Raw genomic sequence first — 19,975 nt, 5'->3', positions numbered from 1 at the left:
CCGAGGCGACGACACCGGTACGAGCCGTTCGGCGGCCGGGCTCCGCTCGGGACGACGCTGCTCGGGTATCGCCACAATCCCCTCGGCCGGGGCCGGGGCGGGCTCGAAGCACGGCAGGGAACGGTCTCCGGTACGACGAACCCGCAGCCGGACCTCCAGCAGGTCACCGGAAGGCTGACCGTACTCGTGATCGGCGGGCCGATCAGGGCAGCCGTGCGCGTAGGGGGCGTGTCCACAGGTCGCACACCCCATCGGCAGCGGCGGCACCTCGACGAAACAACCGCAGCCACTCGTCGTGGCCCGGTCGAGAACCGCAGCACCAGGGTTGTTCACGGGTCAGTGCTCCCTTCCTGATCGAGGTGTGCGTACGACGCGATAGCGCCGCGAATCGGTCGAAAAGTTACTTCCTGGACGCTATTCTGTTGGCTTGTTGGCCAACAAGGGAGGTAGCCAAGAGGCCTGTTGCGATGCTCTCGTGCGCATCGACCCGGACTCATACGTTCCCGCTTACCACCAGATCGCCGATGACCTGCGTCGGCGTATCGAAGACGGGAGTCTCGCACCCGGACAGAAACTCCTGCCCGAAGCGCGCCTTGCTCATGAATACGGCGTTGGCAAGGACGCCCTTCGCGATGCGCTGGCCCAGTTACGCGGTGAAGGTCTTGTTCGTACCGTGAGCCGAGACGGGTCATATGTTCGGGATCGAGTCGAGCCTGTCTCGGTGTCTCTTCGAGGTCCGGCAATCGTTCGAACCCGCATGCCCACCCCGGAGGAGCGCAGACGACTACGCCTGGGCGAGGGCATTCCGGTGCTCATCGTGGAGGCAGACGGAGATTGCCGAGTTCTCGCTGGCCACGTGACCGAGATCAAGATTCTGTGAGCGAGTGTGGGCATCTCGGACAACCTCCTCTCCAATAGATAGCTACCTATTCAGTCTCGACTGGTCATCGAATCCCTGTCAATAGATACTGATGTATTCGAAGGGAGAGAAGTTACTTGGCGCGATGGCATGCCGTTGCCGCTTCACTTCGTGAAGCGATACTGAATGGCGCATATCGACCGGGAGACACCATTCCAAAAGAGGAAGAACTGGAAAAACTTCACGGTGTCAGCCGTTCGACCGTACGCAGAGCTGTCGCTCAACTGAGCGCCGAAGGGTTGCTGACACCGGTCCGCAGAGGTGGAACAAAGGTCAGGGAACGGCACGAGCGCAACCGGATCACTCGTGCCCGGATGGTCCACCGTGACGAGCGCGGCTACTACTTCGATCCGGCCGCACGCCCCTGGACCGCCTTGCGTCCTCCGGTGGTCCGCTGGGGGCCGGCTCCTCATGACATTGCGCATGCCTTGGGCATTAAGCCGGGAACAGAGGTGCTGATCAGAGACCGGGTGATGGGCGATCCGCAGACAGGGGATCCCGTCCAGCTCGCCACGAGTTACCTTCCGGCGGACCTGGCCCGAGACACCGTTCTCGCCGAGGCCGACACTGGGCCGGGCGGCATCTATGACCGCCTCGAAGAGGCGGGTCATGCTCCGTTGCAATGGTCGGAGGTCGTCGTCGCATCGGCACCGTCCGAGAGCGAAGCGACTTCCCTGAAGCTCGCGCCGGGCGTCCCGTTGCTACGCCTCATCCGGACCACTCGGTCCGCAGACGGACAGATTCTGGAAGTCAACGACTGTCGAATGTCCGGCGAACACTGGGAAATCGGCTACGACCTCCCCCGCAGCCACGACGCAGAACCCGACCGGTAACACTCGGCTCGACGTCCTCCCCTGATACGACATTCTGGGGATGGCGGTCGAATGCACGGAGATTCCCATTCGCCCGCAGGAGAAGCGGTCAAGGACTGATCTCTGTGCGGCCTTGTTTTCCCCGCCGTCGGGCCGGACTACTTCCCCATCAGCGGGATGCGGCGGCCAAGGGTGCTTCGGCGGACACGCCAAGAAGGCCGGGCAGGCACGTGATGGAGTCAAGGATGTGGGTGGCTCCGCCGTTGAGAAGGCGTTCCCTGCTGTGGACCCCGGTCATGATGCCGACGATCATCATCGCGCCGGCCCGGCGACCGCTGAGCATCTCGCTCTCGGAGTCGCCGACGACGGCGACCTGGCGTACGTCCTCGATGCCGAGGCGCATGACCGCATTGAGGATCATGTCGGGCATGGGGCGTCCTCGTCCGGCGTCTTCCGGGCACAGGGCGAGGTCGATCCTGTCGGACCAGCTGAGGACGCTCAGCACGCGGCTGAGGGTGACGCGGCTGAAGCCGGTGGTGATGCAGATCTTGACGTCGGCGCCGCGGAGCCTGTCGAGTGCCCCGACGATCCCGGGCAGCGGGGCCAGACCCGCCCGTGCGATGGCGCCCTCGTAGGAGCGCTCGAAGGTCAGGTTGGCCGCCTGGGCCTGGGCTTCGTTGTCCGGGAAAATGCCTCGGAAGACATCGATCGTGGGACATCCCCGGGACCGGTGCACGTGCACCATGGCACGAGCGTACGCACCGGTCCCGGGCACGATGCCCTGAGTGGCGATCGCCTCGGCGAACGCCCGCTCGACCATGGCGACATCACCGATCGTGGTGCCTGCCAGATCCAGGCAGACAAGCCTGATGGGTGTTATTCCATCTTGGGCAAGGACCATGAAAGCACCCGAATCGGTAGCCGCGTATGTCAGTTTTCGCTGCCGGTGGCCTCGGTCCACAGGTCAAGCTCGGCGCGGTCGGCCTGCACCTTGCGCCAGACCAGCAGCCCCCCGAGGGCGACGAGCGCCAGAACGAGCAACTTCTTCACGGTGTGACCCCACTTCTTGAGAAGTCTCACCTGCCGGGGTGAGACAACGCCCGGTTCGAACGGTTCCCTGCAGCCTAGCAAGGGATCGGGCGGTGATCCGGTCCGTACGACAGGCCCAGGGCCGATCTACACCAACCGGGTGATTTTCAGCATCATGCCGTACGGCACGCGTTCCGACGATCACGACCTACCGTGAGTCTTGTCGCGAAACCGTCCTGGTTCTCACGATAACCCCGGTGAAGCGGCCACTTTACCCTCCCGGAGGTTCCGGTCCTCGACCGCCCGGGAATGGTACCGCCCACCACCGGCACGACCAGCGCGTTCACCCCTCCGGCTCGATTACGCGCAGCGCGAATGACACAAACCCGCTCGACATGGGCCTTTACTTCAAAACAGGCGACGACATGCCCGGGGAGGTTCAGACACCTTCGACGAGATCGGCGTAGTCGGGGTGGCGGTCGATCCACTCCCGCACGAACCAGCAGAGGGGGACGACCTTCGCGTTCTCCGCACGGGCCGCGTCCAGTGCCGTACGGACGAGCGCAGCGCCGATCCCTTGGCCCTCGTACTCCGGCTGGACCTTGGTGTGGGGATAGACGATGACACCATCGCGCCGGATGAGGTCCAGCCGCCCGGCAGGCCTGCCGTCCACCTCGGCCACGAAGGAATCGCCTCCGGGAGAGAGCTTGACGTCCGCCTGCATGGTGGTCCTCCTTCGCCAGGCCGCCATACGGTCGTACGGCGGTCTCTTGGTCAGCCGATCCCGCATGACGTTCATTCCCGGCTCTCGGCTTACCCTCAACAGAACCGGACATTCACCTCGAAAGATCGGATTTCCCTACAAAGGAGATCTGTCACGGAAAGCAGTCGAACGGACACGGCAGATCATTGATCTCGCGAGCCGGGGTTCGTCGGCGACGGTCTCTGTCGCACGTGCTCCGGATCGTCGAACCGTGTGACTGGACGGCAGTGCCGGCCGCGGGTCCTGGCACCGTAACCACAGTGGGATAACGCCTGGTTGCTCCTCAGTTGTACCGTAAGGGTTCTCTAGAGGAATTCGGAGGATCGTACGCTGAGAGTGACCGGATCGGCCCCCGCCCCGGCTCCCGGGGTGATCATGCTCTCCCATTTCGATACGGGCATCACGCCCGGCTGCCGTCTCTCGGCCGTGCTCTCCTCCCACCGACCGTCTGCAGAGGTATATCCGTGAGCGCTACCGTCCGCGTGACCGACATGTCCGATCCCGCCGAGCAGGAGACACTTCTCCTCGCGCTGGCCGGCGAACTGGACTACAACAACGCCGAGCGCTTCCACCACGACCTGCAGGACGCCATCGGCGAGAGCAGGGGCGACCTCGTCATCGACCTGACCGAGCTGACCTTCTGCGACTCCACGGGGATCCAGAGCTTCCTGAAGACCCGCCAGACCGTCCAGGACCGGGGCGGCAACATCGTCCTGACCAACCTGCATCCCCGCCTGGAGAGGCTCTTCCACCTGACCGGCCTCGCCCACGCCTTCGGCATCCAGCCCACCGTGGCCGACGCACTCAAGGCACTGCGACCGAGTCAGCCGTCGTAACCGATCCCGGCCCCGCCCGGCCGCCACCTTCCGGGAGCACGACCGAGCGAACATCTGTTGGTCCTGGCGGTCGTAAGTTGGCAATGAGCGGGCAGGTGTCTAGCATCGTGTAACTCGTCAGCAACGCCCTGATTCTGGAGCAAGTCGGCGCGCCCCCCGGTGACTGCCAGATAAGGCGATCTCAAGGGGGTGTCGTGACCGGCGACCACGGCCAGCACTGGCCGATCGACGAGGACCTCAGCGGTCTGCGGGAGCGTCTCCAATATCACGCCGTTCAGGCAGGCATGCGGGGCGAACGGTTGGATGACCTCCTCCTCGTCACCAACGAGGCGGTCATCAACATCCTGGAGCACGGCGGCGGCAAGGGCACGTTGGCCATCTGGCAGAACGAGACCCACCTGACCGTCGACGTCACCGACACCCTGGGGCTCCTGACCACCCGGTACGTCCCCAGAGAACGTCCCACGGGGACGGTCCGCGGGTTCGGCCTGTGGCTGATGAACCAACTGTGCGACGAGTTCGCCATCGACCAGACGGAGCAGGGGTCACGCGTCCGTCTGCGCATGCGCCTTGTCCCTCCAGCGGAGGGGAACGGGTTCGATGATCCGGCCGACTCCGCACGGTCCACCTCCGGCACCACGGACCACGCACGGACCGCCACCGTCTCCAGCACCACCGACTCCGCGCGGTTCACTCCCACCTCCGGCACCACGGACCATGTACGGACCGTCCCCACCTCCAGCGCCGCCGATCCCAACCGGGGTGTCTCCGATCCCGCACGGGACGATCCAGGCCAGGACGAACTCCAGGTCTTGTTCTAAGACCTCCAGGTCTCGTTCTAAAAGGAACCGGAGAATTCCCAAAACACCGCTCATGAGGGCGGCGGCCTTCGCGGTTCATCGGCCCCGGTGAACGGATCCCCCGTCGCGCCGCCCTCGGTTCCACCCTTCTCCGTACGCAATCCTTGACCGTGATCTGGCGGAAGACCGACGTCACGGACAAATGCCCGCGATACGATTATCTGGCCAGGTCAGCGCTATCGGATAACGTCGCGAAGAACATCCGCGATGCCCGCCGGGCTTCTCGGGAACGCCGGAGACACCGGCCTCCCCTGGAGAGCGAAGCCAGGAAACCGACACCCATCCCTTGGCACCCACGGCGCCCGCGAGCCTTCCGGAGCCTTACAGGTCCTCCAGGGCCTTCCGGAATCCACAGCGTCTCTGACGGCACGCGAAGCCACCCGCCCGGTCACAACCGCCGGGACGATGCCGAGACCGTCCACCTCAGAAGTCGACCCCGTTCTCCCGGTTCTCTCCGTCTCACTCAGCCGTACGCAGGTTTGGAAGGGATGGTCAATATGAGGGTTGTCGTCGATCTGGCGCGGTGCCAGGGATACGCGCAGTGTGCCTTCCTGGCCCCGGACACGTTCCGGATGCAGGGCGAAGAGGCGCTCATGTTCCACTCCAACCCGGATGAGGCGCAGCGGGAAGAAGTCCTGCGCGCGGCGGCCGCCTGCCCGGTCCAGGCGATCCTCGTCGACCTGCTGGACACCGTCGCGATCCCGCCCGTGACCGCGACGACGGCCGCGACGACCGGAACGAGAACGGTGTGACCGGCGAGCGGAGCGGGGAGACGTTCCCGCGCGACGGCCGCATCGTCATCGTCGGCGCCTCCCTCGCGGGACTGCGGGCAGCCGAAGCGCTCCGCGACGAGGGCTTCACCGGCTCGCTCACCCTCGTCGGGGACGAGGTGTGCGAACCCTACGACCGGCCTCCGCTGTCCAAGCAGGTCCTGACCGGCTGGGTGCCCGCGGACGGCACCGCGCTACCGAGGCGCCGTGAGATCGACGCGCATTGGCTGCTCGGCGTGCCCGCCTCCGGGCTGGATCTCGCGGGCATGCGGGTGGACCTCGCGGACGGGCGTGAGGTCCCCTTCGACAGGTTGCTGATCGCCACCGGTGTGCGCGCCAGGCCCTGGGCCGACGAGTCCGAGGCCGCCCTGGACGGCGTGTTCGTGGTCCGCACGCGCGAGGACTCGGGCCGCCTGTGGGAGCGGCTCGCCGCCGGGCCCGGCCGGGTGCTCGTCGTCGGGGCCGGTTTCGCCGGTTCCGAGATCGCCTCGGTGTGCCGTGGACACGACATACCGGTGACCGTCGCCGAGACCGCCGAGGCCCCGCTGGTGGGAGCCCTGGGAGGCATGGTCGGCTCGATCGCCGCGAACCTCCAGCGTGCCCACGGCGTCGACCTGCGCTGCGGCGTCAAGGTCACGCGACTGGAGGGGGACGAGCGGGGACGGGTGCGCCGGGCCCACTTCTCCGACGGCGCCACGGTCGACGCCGACGTGGTGGTGGTCGCCCTCGGCGGCGTGCGCAACACCGAATGGCTGCGGGACTCCGGACTGGCCGCCGGTGTCTGGGGCGTGGCCTGCGACTCGGGCTGCCGTGCGTTCGACGTCAACGGCCTCGTCACCGACGACGTCTTCGTCGCCGGGGACGTGGCACGCTGCCCGCACCCGGTCTACGAGTATCGATTCCTGTCGCTGGAACACTGGGCCAACGCGGTCGAACAGGCCCAGGTCGCGGCCCACAACATGGTGAGTTCACCGACCGACCGCTGGCCGCACCTGTCCATGCCGGCGTTCTGGTCGACGCAGTTCGGCGTCAACATCAAGTCCGTCGGTGTACCTGTCCTGTCGGACGAGGTCGTCGTGACGCAGGGATCGGTGGAGGAGCACCGTTTCGTCGCCACGTACGGCTATCGCGGCCGGGTCACCGCGGCGGTCAGCTTCGACAACGCCAAGTGGCTCGACCACTACCGGCATCTGATCGAGACGGCGGCCCCCTTCCCGCCCTCCTGTCCCACCCCCGACCAGCCCGTCGACATGAAGCCCGTGCCCGCCCACTTCCCCGACCGGGAGATCATCACCCACGGGGCGACGGTGGTGGTCACCGGTTACGAGCCGAGTGAGCGGCGCGTGGCGTTCGCGCGGCCGGGCGGTTGATTCGTTGAACCGGGCCGTCGACCTGTCCTGCCAGGCGGCTCACCCGTTCGAACCGGCTGACCCGCCCGGCCGGAAGGCTGCCCCTGTTGACTCGCCCGGCCGGATGACCGACCCGTTCGAACCGATCCGGCCGGGGCGGCCGGTACCGGCGACACACCAGGAGAAGCGGCTATGACAGTCACCCATTCGTCCAGCGTCTTCCAGCGCATCCTCGACCACTCCAGCCGGGCCGATCCGTACCCGCTCTACACCGAGTTGCGCAGGACCCCGGTGGCCCGGCAGGAGGACGGTGGCTACATCGTCAGCACCTACCGGGAGATCACCGCGCTGCTTCACAACCCGCATCTCAGCTCCAACACCGACAACCTCGACAACCCCGGCCCCGCCGCCGCCGGCCGCGAGGACCCACCGGCGTTCATCGGCCTCGACCCGCCGCGCCACGACCGGCTGCGCCGTATCGCGATGCGGTACTTCGGCCCCCCGCACTCGCCCAGGCTGGTGGACGACATGCGCCCCGACCTGAAGGCCGTCGTCACGAACCTGATCGACAACCTGGTGAGCAAGGACGAGATCGACATCGTCGACGACTTCGCCTACCCCTTCCCCGTCACCGTGATCTGCCACCTGCTCGGCGTGCCCCGCGAGGACGAGCCTCGGTTCCACGGGTGGGTCGAGGCGATCGTCGCGGTGCTCGACTTCAACCCCGCGACGGCCCCCGAGGAACGCGTGCGGGAGGGCATCCAGGCCCGCAAGGACCTCAGGGCCTACCTCGCCGAACTCCTGGAGAGCCGTCGTGGCCGGCCGCCGGGCGACGACCTGCTCTCCCGGCTGGCCAACGACGAGGGACCCGACGGGCGCATGACGGACGAGGAGATCGTCAGCACCGCCAACCTGCTGCTCATCGCGGGCCACGAGACGACCGTCAACCTGATCACCAACGGCGTGCTGACGCTGCTGCGCCACCCCGACGTGCTGGAACGCCTGCGCCGCGAGCCCGAAATGATCATTCGGACGGTCGAGGAACTGCTGCGCTACGAGCCGCCGGTGCATCTCATCCCCTGGCGGGCCGCCTACAGCGACCTCACCGTCGCGGACACCGTCATCCCGAAGGGCTCGCAGATCACGCTCGTGCTCGCCTCCGGCAACCGCGATCCCTCCTGCTTCCGCGACCCCGACCGGTTCGATCCCGACCGGCGGGACAACCAGCACCTCGGCTTCGGCGGGGGCGTCCACCTGTGCTTCGGCGCTCCACTGGCCCGGCTGGAGACGCAGATCGCGCTGACCGAGCTCGTACGCAACCTGGAGAACCCCCGGCTCGTCGCCGATCCGCCCCCGTACCGGCAGAGCGCGGTCCTGCGCGGCCCGCGCCACCTCCTCGTCAGGCAGGGGTGAGGGTACGGTCCGTCCTTCTCAGGCAGGGGTCACCTCAGGCAAGGGTCACCGCGGCCCAGGGTCACTGCGGCCCGGGTCACGCCACGGCCCCGGGTCCGGGCGGGAGGACCCGCGTCACCGGGCCCGACGGGAGAGCCCGCGCGTCACCGGGTCCACATCCCGATCCTTACCGGCACCCCGGGGGAGGCGTGCAGTACGGGAGCATGATCGGGTGCGTCGAGGCCGCCCGCCTGGAGCAGGTCCTGGTCCAGATGGATCAGCCGGGCGTGGCGCAGCGGCCAGTCGGGGTGCTCGACCTGGGCGGTGACCGTTTTACTCGCGATCGTGGTGAAAAGCCGATAGCGGGCGGTCAGGAAGTGCGCCAGTTCGTCACGCTCAGGCTCGGTGAACGGCGGACCGTGCTCCACGATCGCGTCGCACCGCGCGCCCACGGGCCCCGGCAGGCGCCTCCGGCAGCGGTAGCCGCGCCGCTCGCCGACGGCACTAACCGCCATACGGGACCAGAAGTAGGGCAACCCGTACCCGGCCCGCGCGCCGAGCACCGCGAGCAGGCGACCGGCGTCCAGCGAGAGGAACCAGATGCCGTCACGCCCCTGCTCGTCCCGTACGTAGGTGCGCACGTTCGTCTCGGGAAACCGCGACAGCCACGGCAGGGCGGGCACGCCCGGCGCCCGCACGTCCTCCATCAGAAAGGTGGTGAGGCCGACCCAGGCCGTGCCGTCGAAGGTCTCGGCCGTGAGTCCGGGGGGCAGCAGCCGCTGGATCACGGCGGGTGGGTACCGCCAGTGCATGAAGGTCATCTCGGACCAGCGGTGGTACATGACCGGGTGGGACAGATGAGGGGACGGCGGAGCCTGCATGATCCGCTCCTTCTCTGGTGATGGCGGTGCCCGGGCGAGGGTGTCCGCCACTTATCTTGGCCATGACGCCGGGTGTCGTCCCTGGCGACACCCGTCTCGCCTTCCGACAAGGCCAGACTTCCAACGAAAACACATTCCAAACAGAGCCGAAGGGGCCAATTCGTGATCTTCATCGCCGTCAAGTTCACCGTCCGTCCCGAGCGAGCCGACGAATGGCTCGCACTCGTCGACGACTTCACCCGGGCCACTCGCGACGAGCCGGGAAACATCTTCTTCGAATGGTCCAGGAGCGTCGACACACCCGACCGGTTCGTTCTCCTGGAGGCGTTCGCCTCGTCCGCCGCCGGTGAGGCGCACGTGGGATCGGAGCACTTCAAGACCGCCATGACCTGGATGCCCGATGTGGTGGCGGAGACGCCGGAGATCATCAATGTCGAGGTGCCCGGCGAGGGCTGGTCGCGGATGGCAGAGGTGACGCCCAGGGCGGGCCAGGACCATCCGTAGGGAAATTATCGGTTCGCTTACGCTCTCCCGCGCCCCCTCGGATGGATTTCCCGCTCCAAAAGGGTAGGGCAGGCCGGACAAGAGGAGAGGGGAGAGAGAACATGGGTGATCGTCAGACGGTGCCCGAGCTGATGGGCGAGAACGATGTGGTGGATCTGCTGCTGGCCCAGCACGCGTTGATCCGCGACCTGTTCGACGAGGTGGAGAAGGCCTCGCCGAGCGAGCGACCGGAGGCGTTCCAGCGCCTGGTGCGGCTGCTGGCGGTGCACGAGACCGCCGAGGAGGAGATCGTCCACCCGTACGTCCGCCACAAGATCGAGGGCGGTGACGCGGTGGTGGACGACCGGCTGGCCGAGGAGAACGAGGCCAAGCAACTGCTCATGGAGATGGACAAGGCCGGCGCCGACGATCCGCGGTTCGCGGAGAACCTGGCGGTGCTTCGGGCGGCGGTGACGGCCCACGCCCGCAGCGAGGAGCGCTACGAGTTCACCCAGCTGCGCGCCGAGACCAACGCCGCCGAGCGCCGGGCCATGGCGGTGGGGGTGAAGGCGGCCGAGGCGATGGCGCCGACCCACCCGCATCCCGGGGTGGAGTCGGCGACCAAGAACCTGCTGGTGGGCACACCGGTCGCGATGATGGACCGAGCCCGTGACGTGATCCGCCAGGCCATGGGCAAACAGGGCTGAACAGGTCCGTATCCGGGTCTGTACCGGCGAGCCGGGCCCGCGGCGTCGGCCGCGAGTCAACGGGTGGTGGCCTTCTCACATGGATTTTTGCCCCATAGAGAGCGGGTAAGGGCTCATCCGGCACAAAAACGTCATGAGACGAAATACCGGGAATGACACCCAACACCCGTACGAGACTCTCACCTGACGCCAGGGCCCGCTCCGAGAGGGGACGAGCTTTATGGTCACATCGAGGGAGAACGATATGACACCGACATCACGAGCGCCCGGCCACGAACCCGGCACCCCGCAGGGCATCACCCCGCAGGGCGTGCAGGCCCGCAGCGAGCTGGCCCGGTGGATCAGCGGCGCCGACGCCTTCCCCGCCGACCGCGCCACCCTGCTGGCGCGAGCCGAGGAGCAGGGCGCACCCGACGCGGTGCTCGGGGCGGTGCGGTCACTGCCGGAACAGACCTTCGAGACCCTGGCGGACGTGGCGCAGGCACTCGGATACGGCAAGGAAGAGACCGGACAGGGCTGAAGCCGAAGGGTGATCATGGTTTTGCCCCGCGAGAGCCGTGATCACCCTCGGCCCGGATCACGGAGGACGGAAACATGAGTGCTGTCGCGGTGGTCGTGGTGGACATGCTGAATCCCTACGACCACGAGGACGCCGAGGCGCTGCAGAAGAGCGCCGAGCAGATCGTGGAGCCTCTGGCGGAGTTGATGAGGCGTGCCCACCGGCATCGGGACGCCCAGCTGATTGTGGTCAACGACAACCACGGCGACTTCGCCGCCACGGCCGAGGACCTGCGACGTCGTGCCCTGGAGGGACGACGCCCCGACCTGGTCGAGCCGGTGCTTCCACCGACCGACTGCGCCTTCATGCCCAAGGTGCGCCACAGCGCGTTCTTCGGCACGCCGCTGGAGTATCTGCTGCGCCGCGAGGAGGTCGAGACCGTCGTGCTGGCCGGCCAGGTGACCGAGCAGTGCGTGCTCTACAGCGCCCTGGACGCCTACGTGCGCGACTTCTCCGTCCGGGTGGCCTCCGACTGCGTGGCCCACATCCATCCCGACCTCGCCGAGGCGTCACTGCGGATGATGGAGCGCAACATGCGCGCCGAACTCCTTCCCGCCGACCGCTGCCTGGAATGACCCTCGGCTCTACGCACCGCGCAGCGGCCCCGGCACCCACCGACCGCTGCCACCTGGGATAACGGCGTTCACCCTGGTCGCTCGTCACCTCGACGCGACCCTCCTCACGGCTTGCGCTGCCGGGAGGTTAGCTCGGTAAAGATGAGGGCATCAGGGACATATGGTACGAGTGTTCGATAAGTCAACATACGAGCACATATCCACAAACGATCGCACCGACATCGGGACCCACTCATCTACCGGGCCGGGAACCCCGCCGCTCGACCTCACGGGGAGACACCCTCCGGGAATCTGAATCTCCACCGGCCCATCCCCCCTTCCACCCGCAGCTTTTCGCCGATACGGGAGATCGTGATGCAGCTGCCCACGCCTCGGGGTCCCCTTACCGCCGCGCTCTTCGAACGGCTGAGGCGTCCGCCCCACCCCTTCGACACACCACCGGCACCGGCCGGAGCTCCCGCCATCGACGACGAGGACCTCCAGCTGGCGCTCTTCACCTGCTACGAGCTGCACTACCGGGGCTTCGAGGAGGTGGACGAGGAGTGGGAGTGGGAACCGTCGCTGCTGGCGATGAGGAAGGTGCTGGAGCGAGGGCTGGAGGACGGTATCGCGCGAGCCGTACCCCGCCCACCGTGCCCACCGTGCCCACCGCTCACGCCGGACGTGCCCATGCGACGCGCCCTGGCCGAACTGGTGGCCGCCGACGACGGCCCCTCCCTGTCGGCCTTCCTCGCCAGGCGAGCCGATCTGGAACAGTTCCGCGAGTTCGTCGCGCACCGGTCGATCTACCACCTCAGGGAGGCCGACCCGCACACCTGGGCGATCCCCCGGCTGAACGGCCGTCCCAAGGCGGCGCTGGTGGAGATCCAGGCGGACGAGTACGGCGGCGGGCGCGTCGAGAAGATGCATTCCGAGCTGTTTCGGGCCACCATGCGCGGCCTGGGACTGGACGACTCCTACGGCGCCTACCTCGACCGGGTCCCGGCGATCACGCTGGCGATCTCCAACACCATGTCGCTGTTCGGTCTTCACCGGCGCCACCTCGGGGCGCTGCTCGGCCACCTGGCGGCGTTCGAGATGACCTCCTCGGTCCCCAACCGTCGCTACTCCACCGGACTGCGCAGGCTGGGAGGCGACGAGGCCGCGAGGCGTTTCTACGACGAGCACGTGCAGGCGGACGCCGTCCACGAGCAGATCGCCGCGCACGACATGTGCGGCGGCTTCGTCCGCGAACACCCCTCGCGGGCCGGTGACGTCCTGTACGGAGCGGCCTGCGCCCTCGCTCTCGATCGGCTCTTCGCCGAGCACGTCATGGATCGCTGGCGGTGCGGTGTCTCCTCACTGCGCGAGACGAATGTGATGGCGGAGAGCCGCTGACGGACCTCGACATGGACCCCGACATGGAGACGGATCGCGACATGGACCCCGATGTGGGCTACGGCACGAACCCCGACACGGACTCCGGTATGGACTCCGGTATGGACTCCGGTATGGACTACGTGCTGCCGCTGCGCTGGAATGACGACGCCGGTCTTGAGGAGCTCACCGCCTACCTGCGCCGGCTGCGCCCGCTCGTCCGTGTCATCGTCGTCGACGGCTCCCCCGGCGCTCTGTTCGCCCGGCACGCCGCCCGCTGGGAGGGCCTCGCGCTGCACGTACGACCCGACGGTGACCTCGACTTCGCCAACGGCAAGGTCAACGGGGTGATCACCGGACTGCGCCTGGCCCGCGCAGAACACGTGGTCATCGCCGACGACGACGTCCGCTACGGCGAGGGCGAACTGGCCAGGATCGACGCCCTGCTGAGGAACGCCGACCTGGTCCGCCCGCAGAACCACTTCGACCCGATGCCCTGGCACGCCCGCTGGGACACCGCCCGCACCCTGCTCAACCGCGGTTTCGGCGCCGACTATCCCGGCACGTTCGGGGTGCGCCGCTCGACCTTCCTCGCGATGGGCGGCTACGACGGGGACGTCCTGTTCGAAAACCTTGAACTGATCCGCACCGTCCGCGCCCACGGAGGCCGTGAGGATCGCCCGCTTGATCTCTACGTTCGCCGCCTGCCGCCCGATCCGCGCCACTTCTGGTCCCAGCGGGTTCGCCAGGCCTACGACGACCTCGCGCAACCGGCCCGCATGGCGTTCTTTCTCGCCATCGCACCCGCTCTCGCCGTCGCGCTGCTACGACGACGCCCAGGGTCGGCCCTGGCCGGGGCCGGGCTGGCGGTGGGCCTGGCCGAGATCGGTCGCCGCCGCGCGGGCGGGCCACGGGTCTTTCCCTTCACCGCCGCGCTGTTCGCCCCGATATGGCTGCTGGAGCGGGCCGTCTGCAGCTGGCTCGCCCTCGCGACCCGATTCCTGCGCGGCGGCGTCTTCTACGCCGGGCGCCGGATACCGGCCGCCGCTCACCCGCCCCGCCTGCTCAGAAGGCGTGCCCAGAGGCGTGCTCGGACACATGCTCAGACGTGTGCTCAGGCTCAGACGTGTGCTCAGGCCGCCGCGTCCGGCTCGCTCGCGGCCCGGAAACCGGCCCGCTTGTGCGAGCCGTCGCAGAACGGTTTGGAAGCGGACAGGCCACAACGGCACAGCGCCACCGTCGCCCGGCCGGGATCGATGACGGCCCCGTCCTGAGTGAGCAGGGTGAACGGCCCCCGGATCAGCAGCGGCCCGTCCTCACAGGGGGTCACTGTGACCGAATCATCCATTTTTGAGCGCATATCGCCCCTGTGCCCACCGCACCCCGGAAAAAACGCCGGTCCGCGCCAAGACGGACCGCCCCGGTTCCATCGATTTACGCGCCCATTGCTCAGCAGACCGTACACATACCGCTCGCGGCCTCGTCAGCGGGAGACGTAGCAGTAGTTCGAACTGTTCTTGAAGCGGTGGACGGCCTTCGGCTCGTCGAACCGCCACCGGCAACCGGCGTCACGTTTGGCCTGGGTCAGATACATGGTCCGGTCTCCCTTCGGTATGACGCAGTACGCCCCCGGCCTGGGGGTTTTCCGGTATTCCACCCACTCCCAGCCGATCGTCCTGCAGTAGTCGGTGAAATGGCCGGGACCGAGTTCGACGAGCCGCGCCGGTTCGGGCGACGAGCGTCCGGGGCGCGAGTCTCCGCTTGAGGGTTCGGTACGGGTGGAGGGTTCGCGGGAGGGCTGGGGCACCGCCGGCTTCGTCGCGGGGCGGCTGCTCGCGACGGGATCGGACACCGATGGTGTGGGAACCGCCTCCGGAGAGGCGGTTCCCACACCAATGGAGGCCGAAATGGGGCCGGCGACGTCCTTCGGCGTTCCTGTCCCGCCGATCGGTCCTGTCCCACCGGTCGGCGCCGGCGAGGTCCGCGGCCCACCGGCCACCGGCACGGTCGAGTCTCCGACGGGCAGCAGAGCGACGAAGGCCCCGGCGGCTCCGGCGACGACCACGGCGGCGACTCCCACGAGGACCGTCGTGCGCCTCTTCCCGCGCCTTTTGAGCGTGTCCGGGTCCGTGGCGGCGCCCATGACGCCGGAGGCGTCCGCTCCGCCCGGCGAATCCACCGCTCCGTCCCTGCCCGGGAGACTCGATTCCCTGTCCCGGGCCGGCGAACCCACCGCTCCGCCCCTGCTCAGGAGGCTCGACTCCGTACCCCGGGCCGACGAGCCACCCCCGCCGGTCCCGCCCGGCGAACCAGGCGTCTCATCTCGGACCGGTGATCGCGAAGCGCCGTCTCCCGCGGGGGCGTCCGGGCGGTGGACGGCGTAGGTCTCCAGTGAGTCGACGGGAGCGGACCCGTTCCCGCGCACCAGCCGATCGAGGATCTGCTGCGCCGTGGGCCTTCGGCCCGGGTCCTTGGCGAGGCACGCGGCGAGCAGGTCCCGCAGCGGTGTCTCGATCCCGTCGAGGTCGGGATCGAGGTTCAGGATCCTGTTGATGATCACGGGAATGGCCTCGTCGCCGAACGGTGGACGGCCCGTCGCCGCGAAGGCGATGGTGGAGGCCCAGGCGAAGACGTCGAGGGCGAGACCTGGCCGACCGGCGCTCAGTTGCTCGGGGGCCATGTAGGCGGGCGTTCCCACGACCCTGCTGGTCACCGCACCGGTCACCGCGAGGTCCCGGGCGATGCCGAAGTCGATGACCCGGGGCCCGTCCGGGCCGATCAGCACATTCTGCGGCTTGAAATCCCGATGGACGATTCCGGCGTCGTGCAAGGCGACCAGCGCGGTGGCCGTACCGATGGCCAGGCGTTCCAGAGCGCTGCCCGAACGCGGCCCCTCCTCGGTCACCACCTCCTGGAGCGAACGGCCCGGGACATACTCGCTCACGATGTACGGGTGGTTTTCCCAGATGCCGAAATCCAGGACCTGCGCCGTACAAAAACGGGCGACCCGTTTTGCGACTTTCAGCTCACGCTCGAAGTCATCACGGACGACGCTGTCCCGGCCGAGCCGGATATGGAAGAGCTTTATGGCAACGGGAGCGCCGGAATCCGGCTTACCCAGATAGACGACGCCCTGCCCGCCCTCCCCGATCTTCCTGACAATGCGATAGGCGCTGATTCGTGAAGGTTCTCCGGACTCCATGAGTTGATCGTTCTTCATGCACCCTCCCCCGGATATGAACTGTTCGACGCGGATGTCGGCCGCGACAGCACCGTTCGGCCGGACCACACCCCGGAGACGGCGAGGGTGGGGGTGGGCACGTCCACAGCCGGCTCGCACGGATCGAGGTCGATGCGAGATCGTCCAGCACGTCAGGAAGCATGCCCGAATCCCGAGTTTCGACCTCAATGCCCCCGCACGGATCCATAACTCAAGTCATCATAGGATCGACATTATGTACGTACAACAATTTTCAACATATCAACGCACCGTTGAGATGGCATTTCACATGAATCCCCCGGTCATGCGACCGTGAGCCCTCATGGGGAATTCCCCGAACAGAGAATGAAATCCCGTGGGGGACGGCATGGCCGCACCGCTCCCGTCCACCCGGCGGAGATGCGCGAAACCGCACGTCCAGGCTCGGACACCGTGGTCCGCATTCGCCCGGCGTATGAGTCTTCACCTCGCACGCGACGGCCGTGTTCTCGATATCCCCCGGCATCCCCCGGCATCCCCTGACCGGCGCCACCGGCACTCGGACGACGTCAACGGTGTTCTCGACGAGCACCGTTGCCACCGCGGTCCGCGTGGCACCGGTCTTCAGGACGGTCGCCTCACCGTCGCGCCCGAAGCCGACCGGGCCCTAACGGCCGATCACTAGCCGATCGCCTTCTCCAACTGGGCCTTCGTCATCTTCGAACGTCCCTTGACGCCGCGGCGCTTGGCCTCGGCGTACAGCTGGTCCCGCGTCCGGCCACCCGCACCCGAGTGCGAACGCAGCCCGCCGCGCCGGGAGGAGGAGATGTCCTGGGTCGAGGTACGGCTCGCGGTCCGCGACTCACCGGCTCTCGCCCGCTCCTTGTTCACCGTGCGGGCCGCGATCTCGGTCGCCCGCTTCTCGCTCTCGCCGCGCTCGCGTGCGCTCTCCTTGATGTGCTTGTACTGTCGTTCCCGCTTGGGACTCGATCCCCGAGGCATGACGATCCCCTTTCCTTGATCCTTTCGTCGTTCGTTCCCTTGTTCGGTCCGTGCCCCAACGCCTCCCGAACATGCGGACACCGGCCGAATTCGGCTCACCACCACCGCCGTGGGTGACGAACCTGCCAGGCGCGAGGAGCCGGACTGTTTCCACCGACCGGCGCACACGCCGCCGAAACACCGGATCACGAATCGGATATCCACAAAACAAGCCAATTGGGTTATATGTCAGATTTTATGGTGGTTTGGCGCTAGTGAGGGTAAGGGAGCAGGAAAGGTGACCGACGGCACCACTGGCCGGGAGGAGGGTTATGAGGAAACCGCTGAACGCCCGACTGATCGTCTCCTGCATCGCTTTCATCGTCTTGCTGGCGCTCACCCTTGGGGCCGGGATCTCCCAGATGTGGCCGCTCTTCCTGGCGGGCATCGCGCTGACCGCGCTGGCCGCCGCCTGCGCGCTGGTCACCGGGGAGTGGCTGGCGACCCTGCGCAGGGGCGGTCCCACCAGGTCCGGCCCCCGGCGCCGCTGAGCCCCCACGGCCGGCGGCCGACAGGAGGGCACGGATCTCGCGGGAACCCTGGGACGACCGGCCGGCTTGGAGCAGACCGACGGGGTGGGCGAAAGGCGGGGTGTGAGCGGTCGTTCGGCCGCCTGTATCCCAACCGAGGGGGAATGACCGATGACTTCGACGACCGTTGCCGACTATGTGCTGAAACGCCTGCGTGAGTGGGGGGTCCAGAGGGTTTTCGGCTATCCGGGCGACGGCATCAACGGCCTGCTCGCCGCATGGGGACGGGCCGGGGACCGGCCGGTGTTCGTCCAGGCGCGGCACGAGGAGATGAGCGCGTTCGAGGCGGTCGGCTATGCCAAGTTCGGCAGGCGCCTCGGGGTCTGCGCGGCGACCTCGGGACCGGGCGCGATCCACCTGCTCAACGGCCTCTACGACGCCAAACTCGACCACGTCCCGGTGCTCGCGATCGTCGGCCAGACCAACCGCAGCGCGATGGGCGGCTCCTACCAGCAGGAGGTCGATCTCCTGTCGCTCTACAAGGACGTGGCCGGCGAGTACGTGCAGATGGTCACCGTGCCCGAGCAACTGCCGAACGTGCTGGACCGGGCGATCCGCGTGGCACTGGCCGAGCGGGCCCCGACCGCGATCATCCTGCCCGCCGACGTACAGGAACTCGAGTACACCCCGCCGGGCCACGAGTTCAAGATGGTGCCCTCCAGCCTGGGCATCGACTGGCCGAAGATCTTTCCTGACGACGCGGCGCTCCACTACGCCGCCGACCTGCTCAACGCCGGTGAGAGGGTCGCGATCCTGGCCGGTTCCGGCGCCCGAAGTGCCCGTGAGGAGCTCAAGGAGGTCGCCGAGCTGCTGGGGGCGGGCGTGGCCAAGGCACTGCTGGGCAAGGACGTGCTCTCTGACGAGCTGCCGTACGTGACCGGCTCCATCGGGCTGCTGGGCACCCGGCCGAGCTACGAGATGATGAAGGGCTGCGACACGCTGCTCACCGTCGGCTCCAGCTTCCCCTACACCCAGTTCCTGCCGAACCTGAACCAGGCACGGGCCGTGCAGATCGACATCGACCCCAAGCTGATCGGCATGCGCTACCCCTACGAGGTGAACCTGGTCGGCGACGCCGCGACCACCCTGCGGGCCCTCATCCCGCTGCTGAAACACAAGCAGGACCGCTCCTGGCGCGAGAGCATCGAGTCCGACGTCGAGCGCTGGTGGGAGACCATGCGGATGGAGGCGATGGTCGAGGCCAAGCCGGTCAATCCGATGCGCCTGTTCCACGAGCTGTCCCCGCTGCTGCCCGCCGACGCGATCGTCACCGCCGATTCCGGCTCGGCCGCCAACTGGTACGCCCGCAACCTGCGCTTCCGCGACGGCGTGCGTGGTTCGCTGTCGGGCACGCTGGCCACCATGGGGCCGGGCGTGCCGTACGGGATCGGCGCCAAGTTCGCCCACCCGGACCGCCCGGTGATCGTGTTCGTCGGCGACGGGGCGATGCAGATGAACGGCCTGGCCGAGCTGATCACCGTCAAGCACTACTGGCGCGACTGGTCCGACCCGCGGCTGATCGTCGCGGTGCTGCACAACAACGACCTCAACCAGGTCACCTGGGAGATGCGCGCCATGCAGGGCTCGCCCAAGTTCCCCCAGTCGCAGACCCTGCCGGACGTGGACTACGCCGCCTTCGCCGCGAGCCTGGGCATGGGGGCGTTCACCGTTGACAGCCCCGAACAGGTCGCGCCGGCCTGGGAGCGTGCGCTGGGGGCCGACCGGCCCGTCCTCCTGGACGTGTACGTCGATCCCGACGTGCCTCCGATCCCGCCGCACGCGACCTTCGAGCAGATGAAGGACTCCGCCGAGGCGCTTCTGCGGGGTGACGAGAACCGCTGGGGCGTCCTGCGGGAGGGGATCAGGACCAAGATGCAGGAGTTCCTGCCGCACCGCGACGGCGGCAGGTGACCG

The 19,975-nt window shown here is 67.7% G+C and carries 21 protein-coding genes and 1 pseudogene; 15 read left to right on the top strand and 7 right to left on the bottom strand.

What is annotated here, in order from left to right; all coding sequences use genetic code 11:
- The first annotated feature begins 427 nt into the window (after positions 1-427).
- Both ABZ664_RS22915 and ABZ664_RS22910 read left to right on the top strand, forming a co-directional pair.
- The gene (locus tag ABZ664_RS22915; protein ID WP_362513283.1) at positions 428-880 is read left to right on the top strand and encodes a winged helix-turn-helix domain-containing protein; all 453 of its coding nucleotides are present in this window, start codon (positions 428-430) and stop codon (positions 878-880) included.
- A gap of 116 nt (positions 881-996) precedes the next feature.
- The gene (locus ABZ664_RS22910; protein ID WP_362513280.1) at positions 997-1,752 is read left to right on the top strand and encodes a GntR family transcriptional regulator; all 756 of its coding nucleotides are present in this window, start codon (positions 997-999) and stop codon (positions 1,750-1,752) included.
- A 148-nt stretch (positions 1,753-1,900) separates the two neighbouring features.
- On the opposite strand, the gene ABZ664_RS22905 is transcribed toward ABZ664_RS22910, so the two are convergent.
- The 3 genes from ABZ664_RS22905 to ABZ664_RS22895 form a co-directional block, all read right to left on the bottom strand.
- Positions 1,901-2,632, bottom strand: coding sequence for an HAD-IA family hydrolase (locus ABZ664_RS22905; protein ID WP_362513277.1), 732 nt, complete (start codon positions 2,630-2,632; stop codon positions 1,901-1,903).
- A 29-nt stretch (positions 2,633-2,661) separates the two neighbouring features.
- On the bottom strand, positions 2,662-2,781 hold the full coding sequence (locus ABZ664_RS22900; protein WP_211264163.1) for a DLW-39 family protein: 120 nt from the start codon (positions 2,779-2,781) through the stop codon (positions 2,662-2,664).
- A gap of 418 nt (positions 2,782-3,199) precedes the next feature.
- Positions 3,200-3,550, bottom strand: coding sequence for a GNAT family N-acetyltransferase (locus tag ABZ664_RS22895; RefSeq protein ID WP_362513274.1), 351 nt, complete (start codon positions 3,548-3,550; stop codon positions 3,200-3,202).
- 437 nt (positions 3,551-3,987) lie between these two features.
- Here ABZ664_RS22895 and ABZ664_RS22890 point away from each other — a divergent pair, with 437 nt between their 5' ends.
- From ABZ664_RS22890 to ABZ664_RS22870, 5 genes are all read left to right on the top strand, one after another.
- Complete coding sequence (locus tag ABZ664_RS22890; protein WP_362513271.1) at positions 3,988-4,359, top strand: STAS domain-containing protein; 372 nt, start codon at positions 3,988-3,990, stop codon at positions 4,357-4,359.
- A 194-nt stretch (positions 4,360-4,553) separates the two neighbouring features.
- Positions 4,554-5,180: an ATP-binding protein gene (locus tag ABZ664_RS22885; protein ID WP_362513268.1), complete on the top strand. Its 627-nt coding sequence runs from the start codon at positions 4,554-4,556 to the stop codon at positions 5,178-5,180.
- Between the two features lie 536 nt (positions 5,181-5,716).
- A complete protein-coding gene (locus tag ABZ664_RS22880; RefSeq protein ID WP_362513265.1) occupies positions 5,717-5,971 on the top strand; it encodes a ferredoxin in 255 nt (84 codons plus the stop codon).
- Complete coding sequence (locus ABZ664_RS22875; protein ID WP_362513262.1) at positions 5,968-7,359, top strand: FAD/NAD(P)-binding oxidoreductase; 1,392 nt, start codon at positions 5,968-5,970, stop codon at positions 7,357-7,359. The genes ABZ664_RS22880 and ABZ664_RS22875 overlap by 4 nt, the downstream gene beginning before the upstream one ends.
- Positions 7,360-7,530: 171 nt before the next feature.
- The gene (locus ABZ664_RS22870; RefSeq protein WP_362513259.1) at positions 7,531-8,751 is read left to right on the top strand and encodes a cytochrome P450; all 1,221 of its coding nucleotides are present in this window, start codon (positions 7,531-7,533) and stop codon (positions 8,749-8,751) included.
- A gap of 143 nt (positions 8,752-8,894) precedes the next feature.
- On the opposite strand, the gene ABZ664_RS22865 is transcribed toward ABZ664_RS22870, so the two are convergent.
- Entirely contained in the window at positions 8,895-9,611 is a 717-nt protein-coding gene (locus ABZ664_RS22865) for a DUF2071 domain-containing protein (protein WP_362513256.1), read from the bottom strand.
- Between the two features lie 162 nt (positions 9,612-9,773).
- On the opposite strand from ABZ664_RS22865, the gene ABZ664_RS22860 reads away from it, so the two are divergent.
- The 6 genes from ABZ664_RS22860 to ABZ664_RS22835 all read left to right on the top strand — a co-directional run bounded on the left by ABZ664_RS22860 (position 9,774) and on the right by ABZ664_RS22835 (position 14,565).
- Positions 9,774-10,115 (top strand): putative quinol monooxygenase, encoded by a 342-nt coding sequence (locus tag ABZ664_RS22860; RefSeq protein WP_362513253.1) that lies wholly within the window; start codon positions 9,774-9,776, stop codon positions 10,113-10,115.
- 101 nt (positions 10,116-10,216) lie between these two features.
- The gene (locus ABZ664_RS22855; protein WP_362513250.1) at positions 10,217-10,801 is read left to right on the top strand and encodes a hemerythrin domain-containing protein; all 585 of its coding nucleotides are present in this window, start codon (positions 10,217-10,219) and stop codon (positions 10,799-10,801) included.
- A 244-nt stretch (positions 10,802-11,045) separates the two neighbouring features.
- Complete coding sequence (locus ABZ664_RS22850) at positions 11,046-11,321, top strand: DUF2795 domain-containing protein (RefSeq protein WP_362513247.1); 276 nt, start codon at positions 11,046-11,048, stop codon at positions 11,319-11,321.
- Between the two features lie 74 nt (positions 11,322-11,395).
- Positions 11,396-11,935: an isochorismatase family cysteine hydrolase gene (locus ABZ664_RS22845; protein ID WP_362513244.1), complete on the top strand. Its 540-nt coding sequence runs from the start codon at positions 11,396-11,398 to the stop codon at positions 11,933-11,935.
- A gap of 354 nt (positions 11,936-12,289) precedes the next feature.
- Positions 12,290-13,312: an iron-containing redox enzyme family protein gene (locus tag ABZ664_RS22840; protein WP_362513241.1), complete on the top strand. Its 1,023-nt coding sequence runs from the start codon at positions 12,290-12,292 to the stop codon at positions 13,310-13,312.
- An 11-nt stretch (positions 13,313-13,323) separates the two neighbouring features.
- Positions 13,324-14,565: a glycosyltransferase family 2 protein gene (locus ABZ664_RS22835; RefSeq protein WP_362513238.1), complete on the top strand. Its 1,242-nt coding sequence runs from the start codon at positions 13,324-13,326 to the stop codon at positions 14,563-14,565.
- Here the strand turns inward: ABZ664_RS22835 and ABZ664_RS22830 are convergent.
- The 3 genes and pseudogenes from ABZ664_RS22830 to ABZ664_RS22820 form a co-directional block, all read right to left on the bottom strand.
- A pseudogene (locus ABZ664_RS22830) lies at positions 14,529-14,639 on the bottom strand (hypothetical protein); the annotation flags it as partial. The gene ABZ664_RS22835 and the pseudogene ABZ664_RS22830 overlap by 37 nt on opposite strands.
- A gap of 135 nt (positions 14,640-14,774) precedes the next feature.
- A complete protein-coding gene (locus ABZ664_RS22825; RefSeq protein ID WP_362513748.1) occupies positions 14,775-16,493 on the bottom strand; it encodes a serine/threonine-protein kinase in 1,719 nt (572 codons plus the stop codon).
- A 678-nt stretch (positions 16,494-17,171) separates the two neighbouring features.
- The gene (locus ABZ664_RS22820) at positions 17,172-17,492 is read right to left on the bottom strand and encodes a plasmid stabilization protein (protein WP_362513235.1); all 321 of its coding nucleotides are present in this window, start codon (positions 17,490-17,492) and stop codon (positions 17,172-17,174) included.
- A 311-nt stretch (positions 17,493-17,803) separates the two neighbouring features.
- On the opposite strand from ABZ664_RS22820, the gene ABZ664_RS22815 reads away from it, so the two are divergent.
- Together ABZ664_RS22815 and ABZ664_RS22810 are read left to right on the top strand one after the other, a co-directional pair.
- Positions 17,804-18,022 carry a hypothetical protein gene (locus ABZ664_RS22815; protein WP_362513232.1) on the top strand — a complete coding sequence of 73 codons (219 nt, stop codon included), beginning with the start codon at positions 17,804-17,806 and terminating at the stop codon, positions 18,020-18,022.
- A gap of 150 nt (positions 18,023-18,172) precedes the next feature.
- Positions 18,173-19,972, top strand: a complete 1,800-nt coding sequence (locus ABZ664_RS22810) for a thiamine pyrophosphate-requiring protein (protein WP_362513229.1) — start codon at positions 18,173-18,175, stop codon at positions 19,970-19,972.
- The last annotated feature ends 3 nt before the right edge of the window (positions 19,973-19,975 follow it).

Origin of the sequence: Streptosporangium sp. NPDC006930, assembly GCF_040635605.1 — a bacterium.
Taxonomy (GTDB): domain Bacteria; phylum Actinomycetota; class Actinomycetes; order Streptosporangiales; family Streptosporangiaceae; genus Streptosporangium.
This window is presented reverse-complemented; position numbering and strand designations above follow the sequence as displayed.

Bases quoted from the DNA above. Each gene is read 5' to 3' on its own strand.
- ABZ664_RS22905 (WP_362513277.1), bottom strand. From the start codon at position 2,632: ATGGTCCTTGCCCAAGATGGAATAACACCCATCAGGCTTGTCTGCCTG.
- ABZ664_RS22895 (WP_362513274.1), bottom strand. From the start codon at position 3,550: ATGCGGGATCGGCTGACCAAGAGACCGCCGTACGACCGTATGGCGGCC.
- ABZ664_RS22880 (WP_362513265.1), top strand. From the start codon at position 5,717: ATGAGGGTTGTCGTCGATCTGGCGCGGTGCCAGGGATACGCGCAGTGT.
- ABZ664_RS22870 (WP_362513259.1), top strand. From the start codon at position 7,531: ATGACAGTCACCCATTCGTCCAGCGTCTTCCAGCGCATCCTCGACCAC.
- ABZ664_RS22865 (WP_362513256.1), bottom strand. From the start codon at position 9,611: ATGCAGGCTCCGCCGTCCCCTCATCTGTCCCACCCGGTCATGTACCAC.
- ABZ664_RS22855 (WP_362513250.1), top strand. From the start codon at position 10,217: ATGGGTGATCGTCAGACGGTGCCCGAGCTGATGGGCGAGAACGATGTG.
- ABZ664_RS22850 (WP_362513247.1), top strand. From the start codon at position 11,046: ATGACACCGACATCACGAGCGCCCGGCCACGAACCCGGCACCCCGCAG.
- ABZ664_RS22845 (WP_362513244.1), top strand. From the start codon at position 11,396: ATGAGTGCTGTCGCGGTGGTCGTGGTGGACATGCTGAATCCCTACGAC.
- ABZ664_RS22840 (WP_362513241.1), top strand. From the start codon at position 12,290: ATGCAGCTGCCCACGCCTCGGGGTCCCCTTACCGCCGCGCTCTTCGAA.
- ABZ664_RS22835 (WP_362513238.1), top strand. From the start codon at position 13,324: ATGGACCCCGACATGGAGACGGATCGCGACATGGACCCCGATGTGGGC.
- ABZ664_RS22825 (WP_362513748.1), bottom strand. From the start codon at position 16,493: ATGGAGTCCGGAGAACCTTCACGAATCAGCGCCTATCGCATTGTCAGG.
- ABZ664_RS22820 (WP_362513235.1), bottom strand. From the start codon at position 17,492: ATGCCTCGGGGATCGAGTCCCAAGCGGGAACGACAGTACAAGCACATC.
- ABZ664_RS22815 (WP_362513232.1), top strand. From the start codon at position 17,804: ATGAGGAAACCGCTGAACGCCCGACTGATCGTCTCCTGCATCGCTTTC.
- ABZ664_RS22810 (WP_362513229.1), top strand. From the start codon at position 18,173: ATGACTTCGACGACCGTTGCCGACTATGTGCTGAAACGCCTGCGTGAG.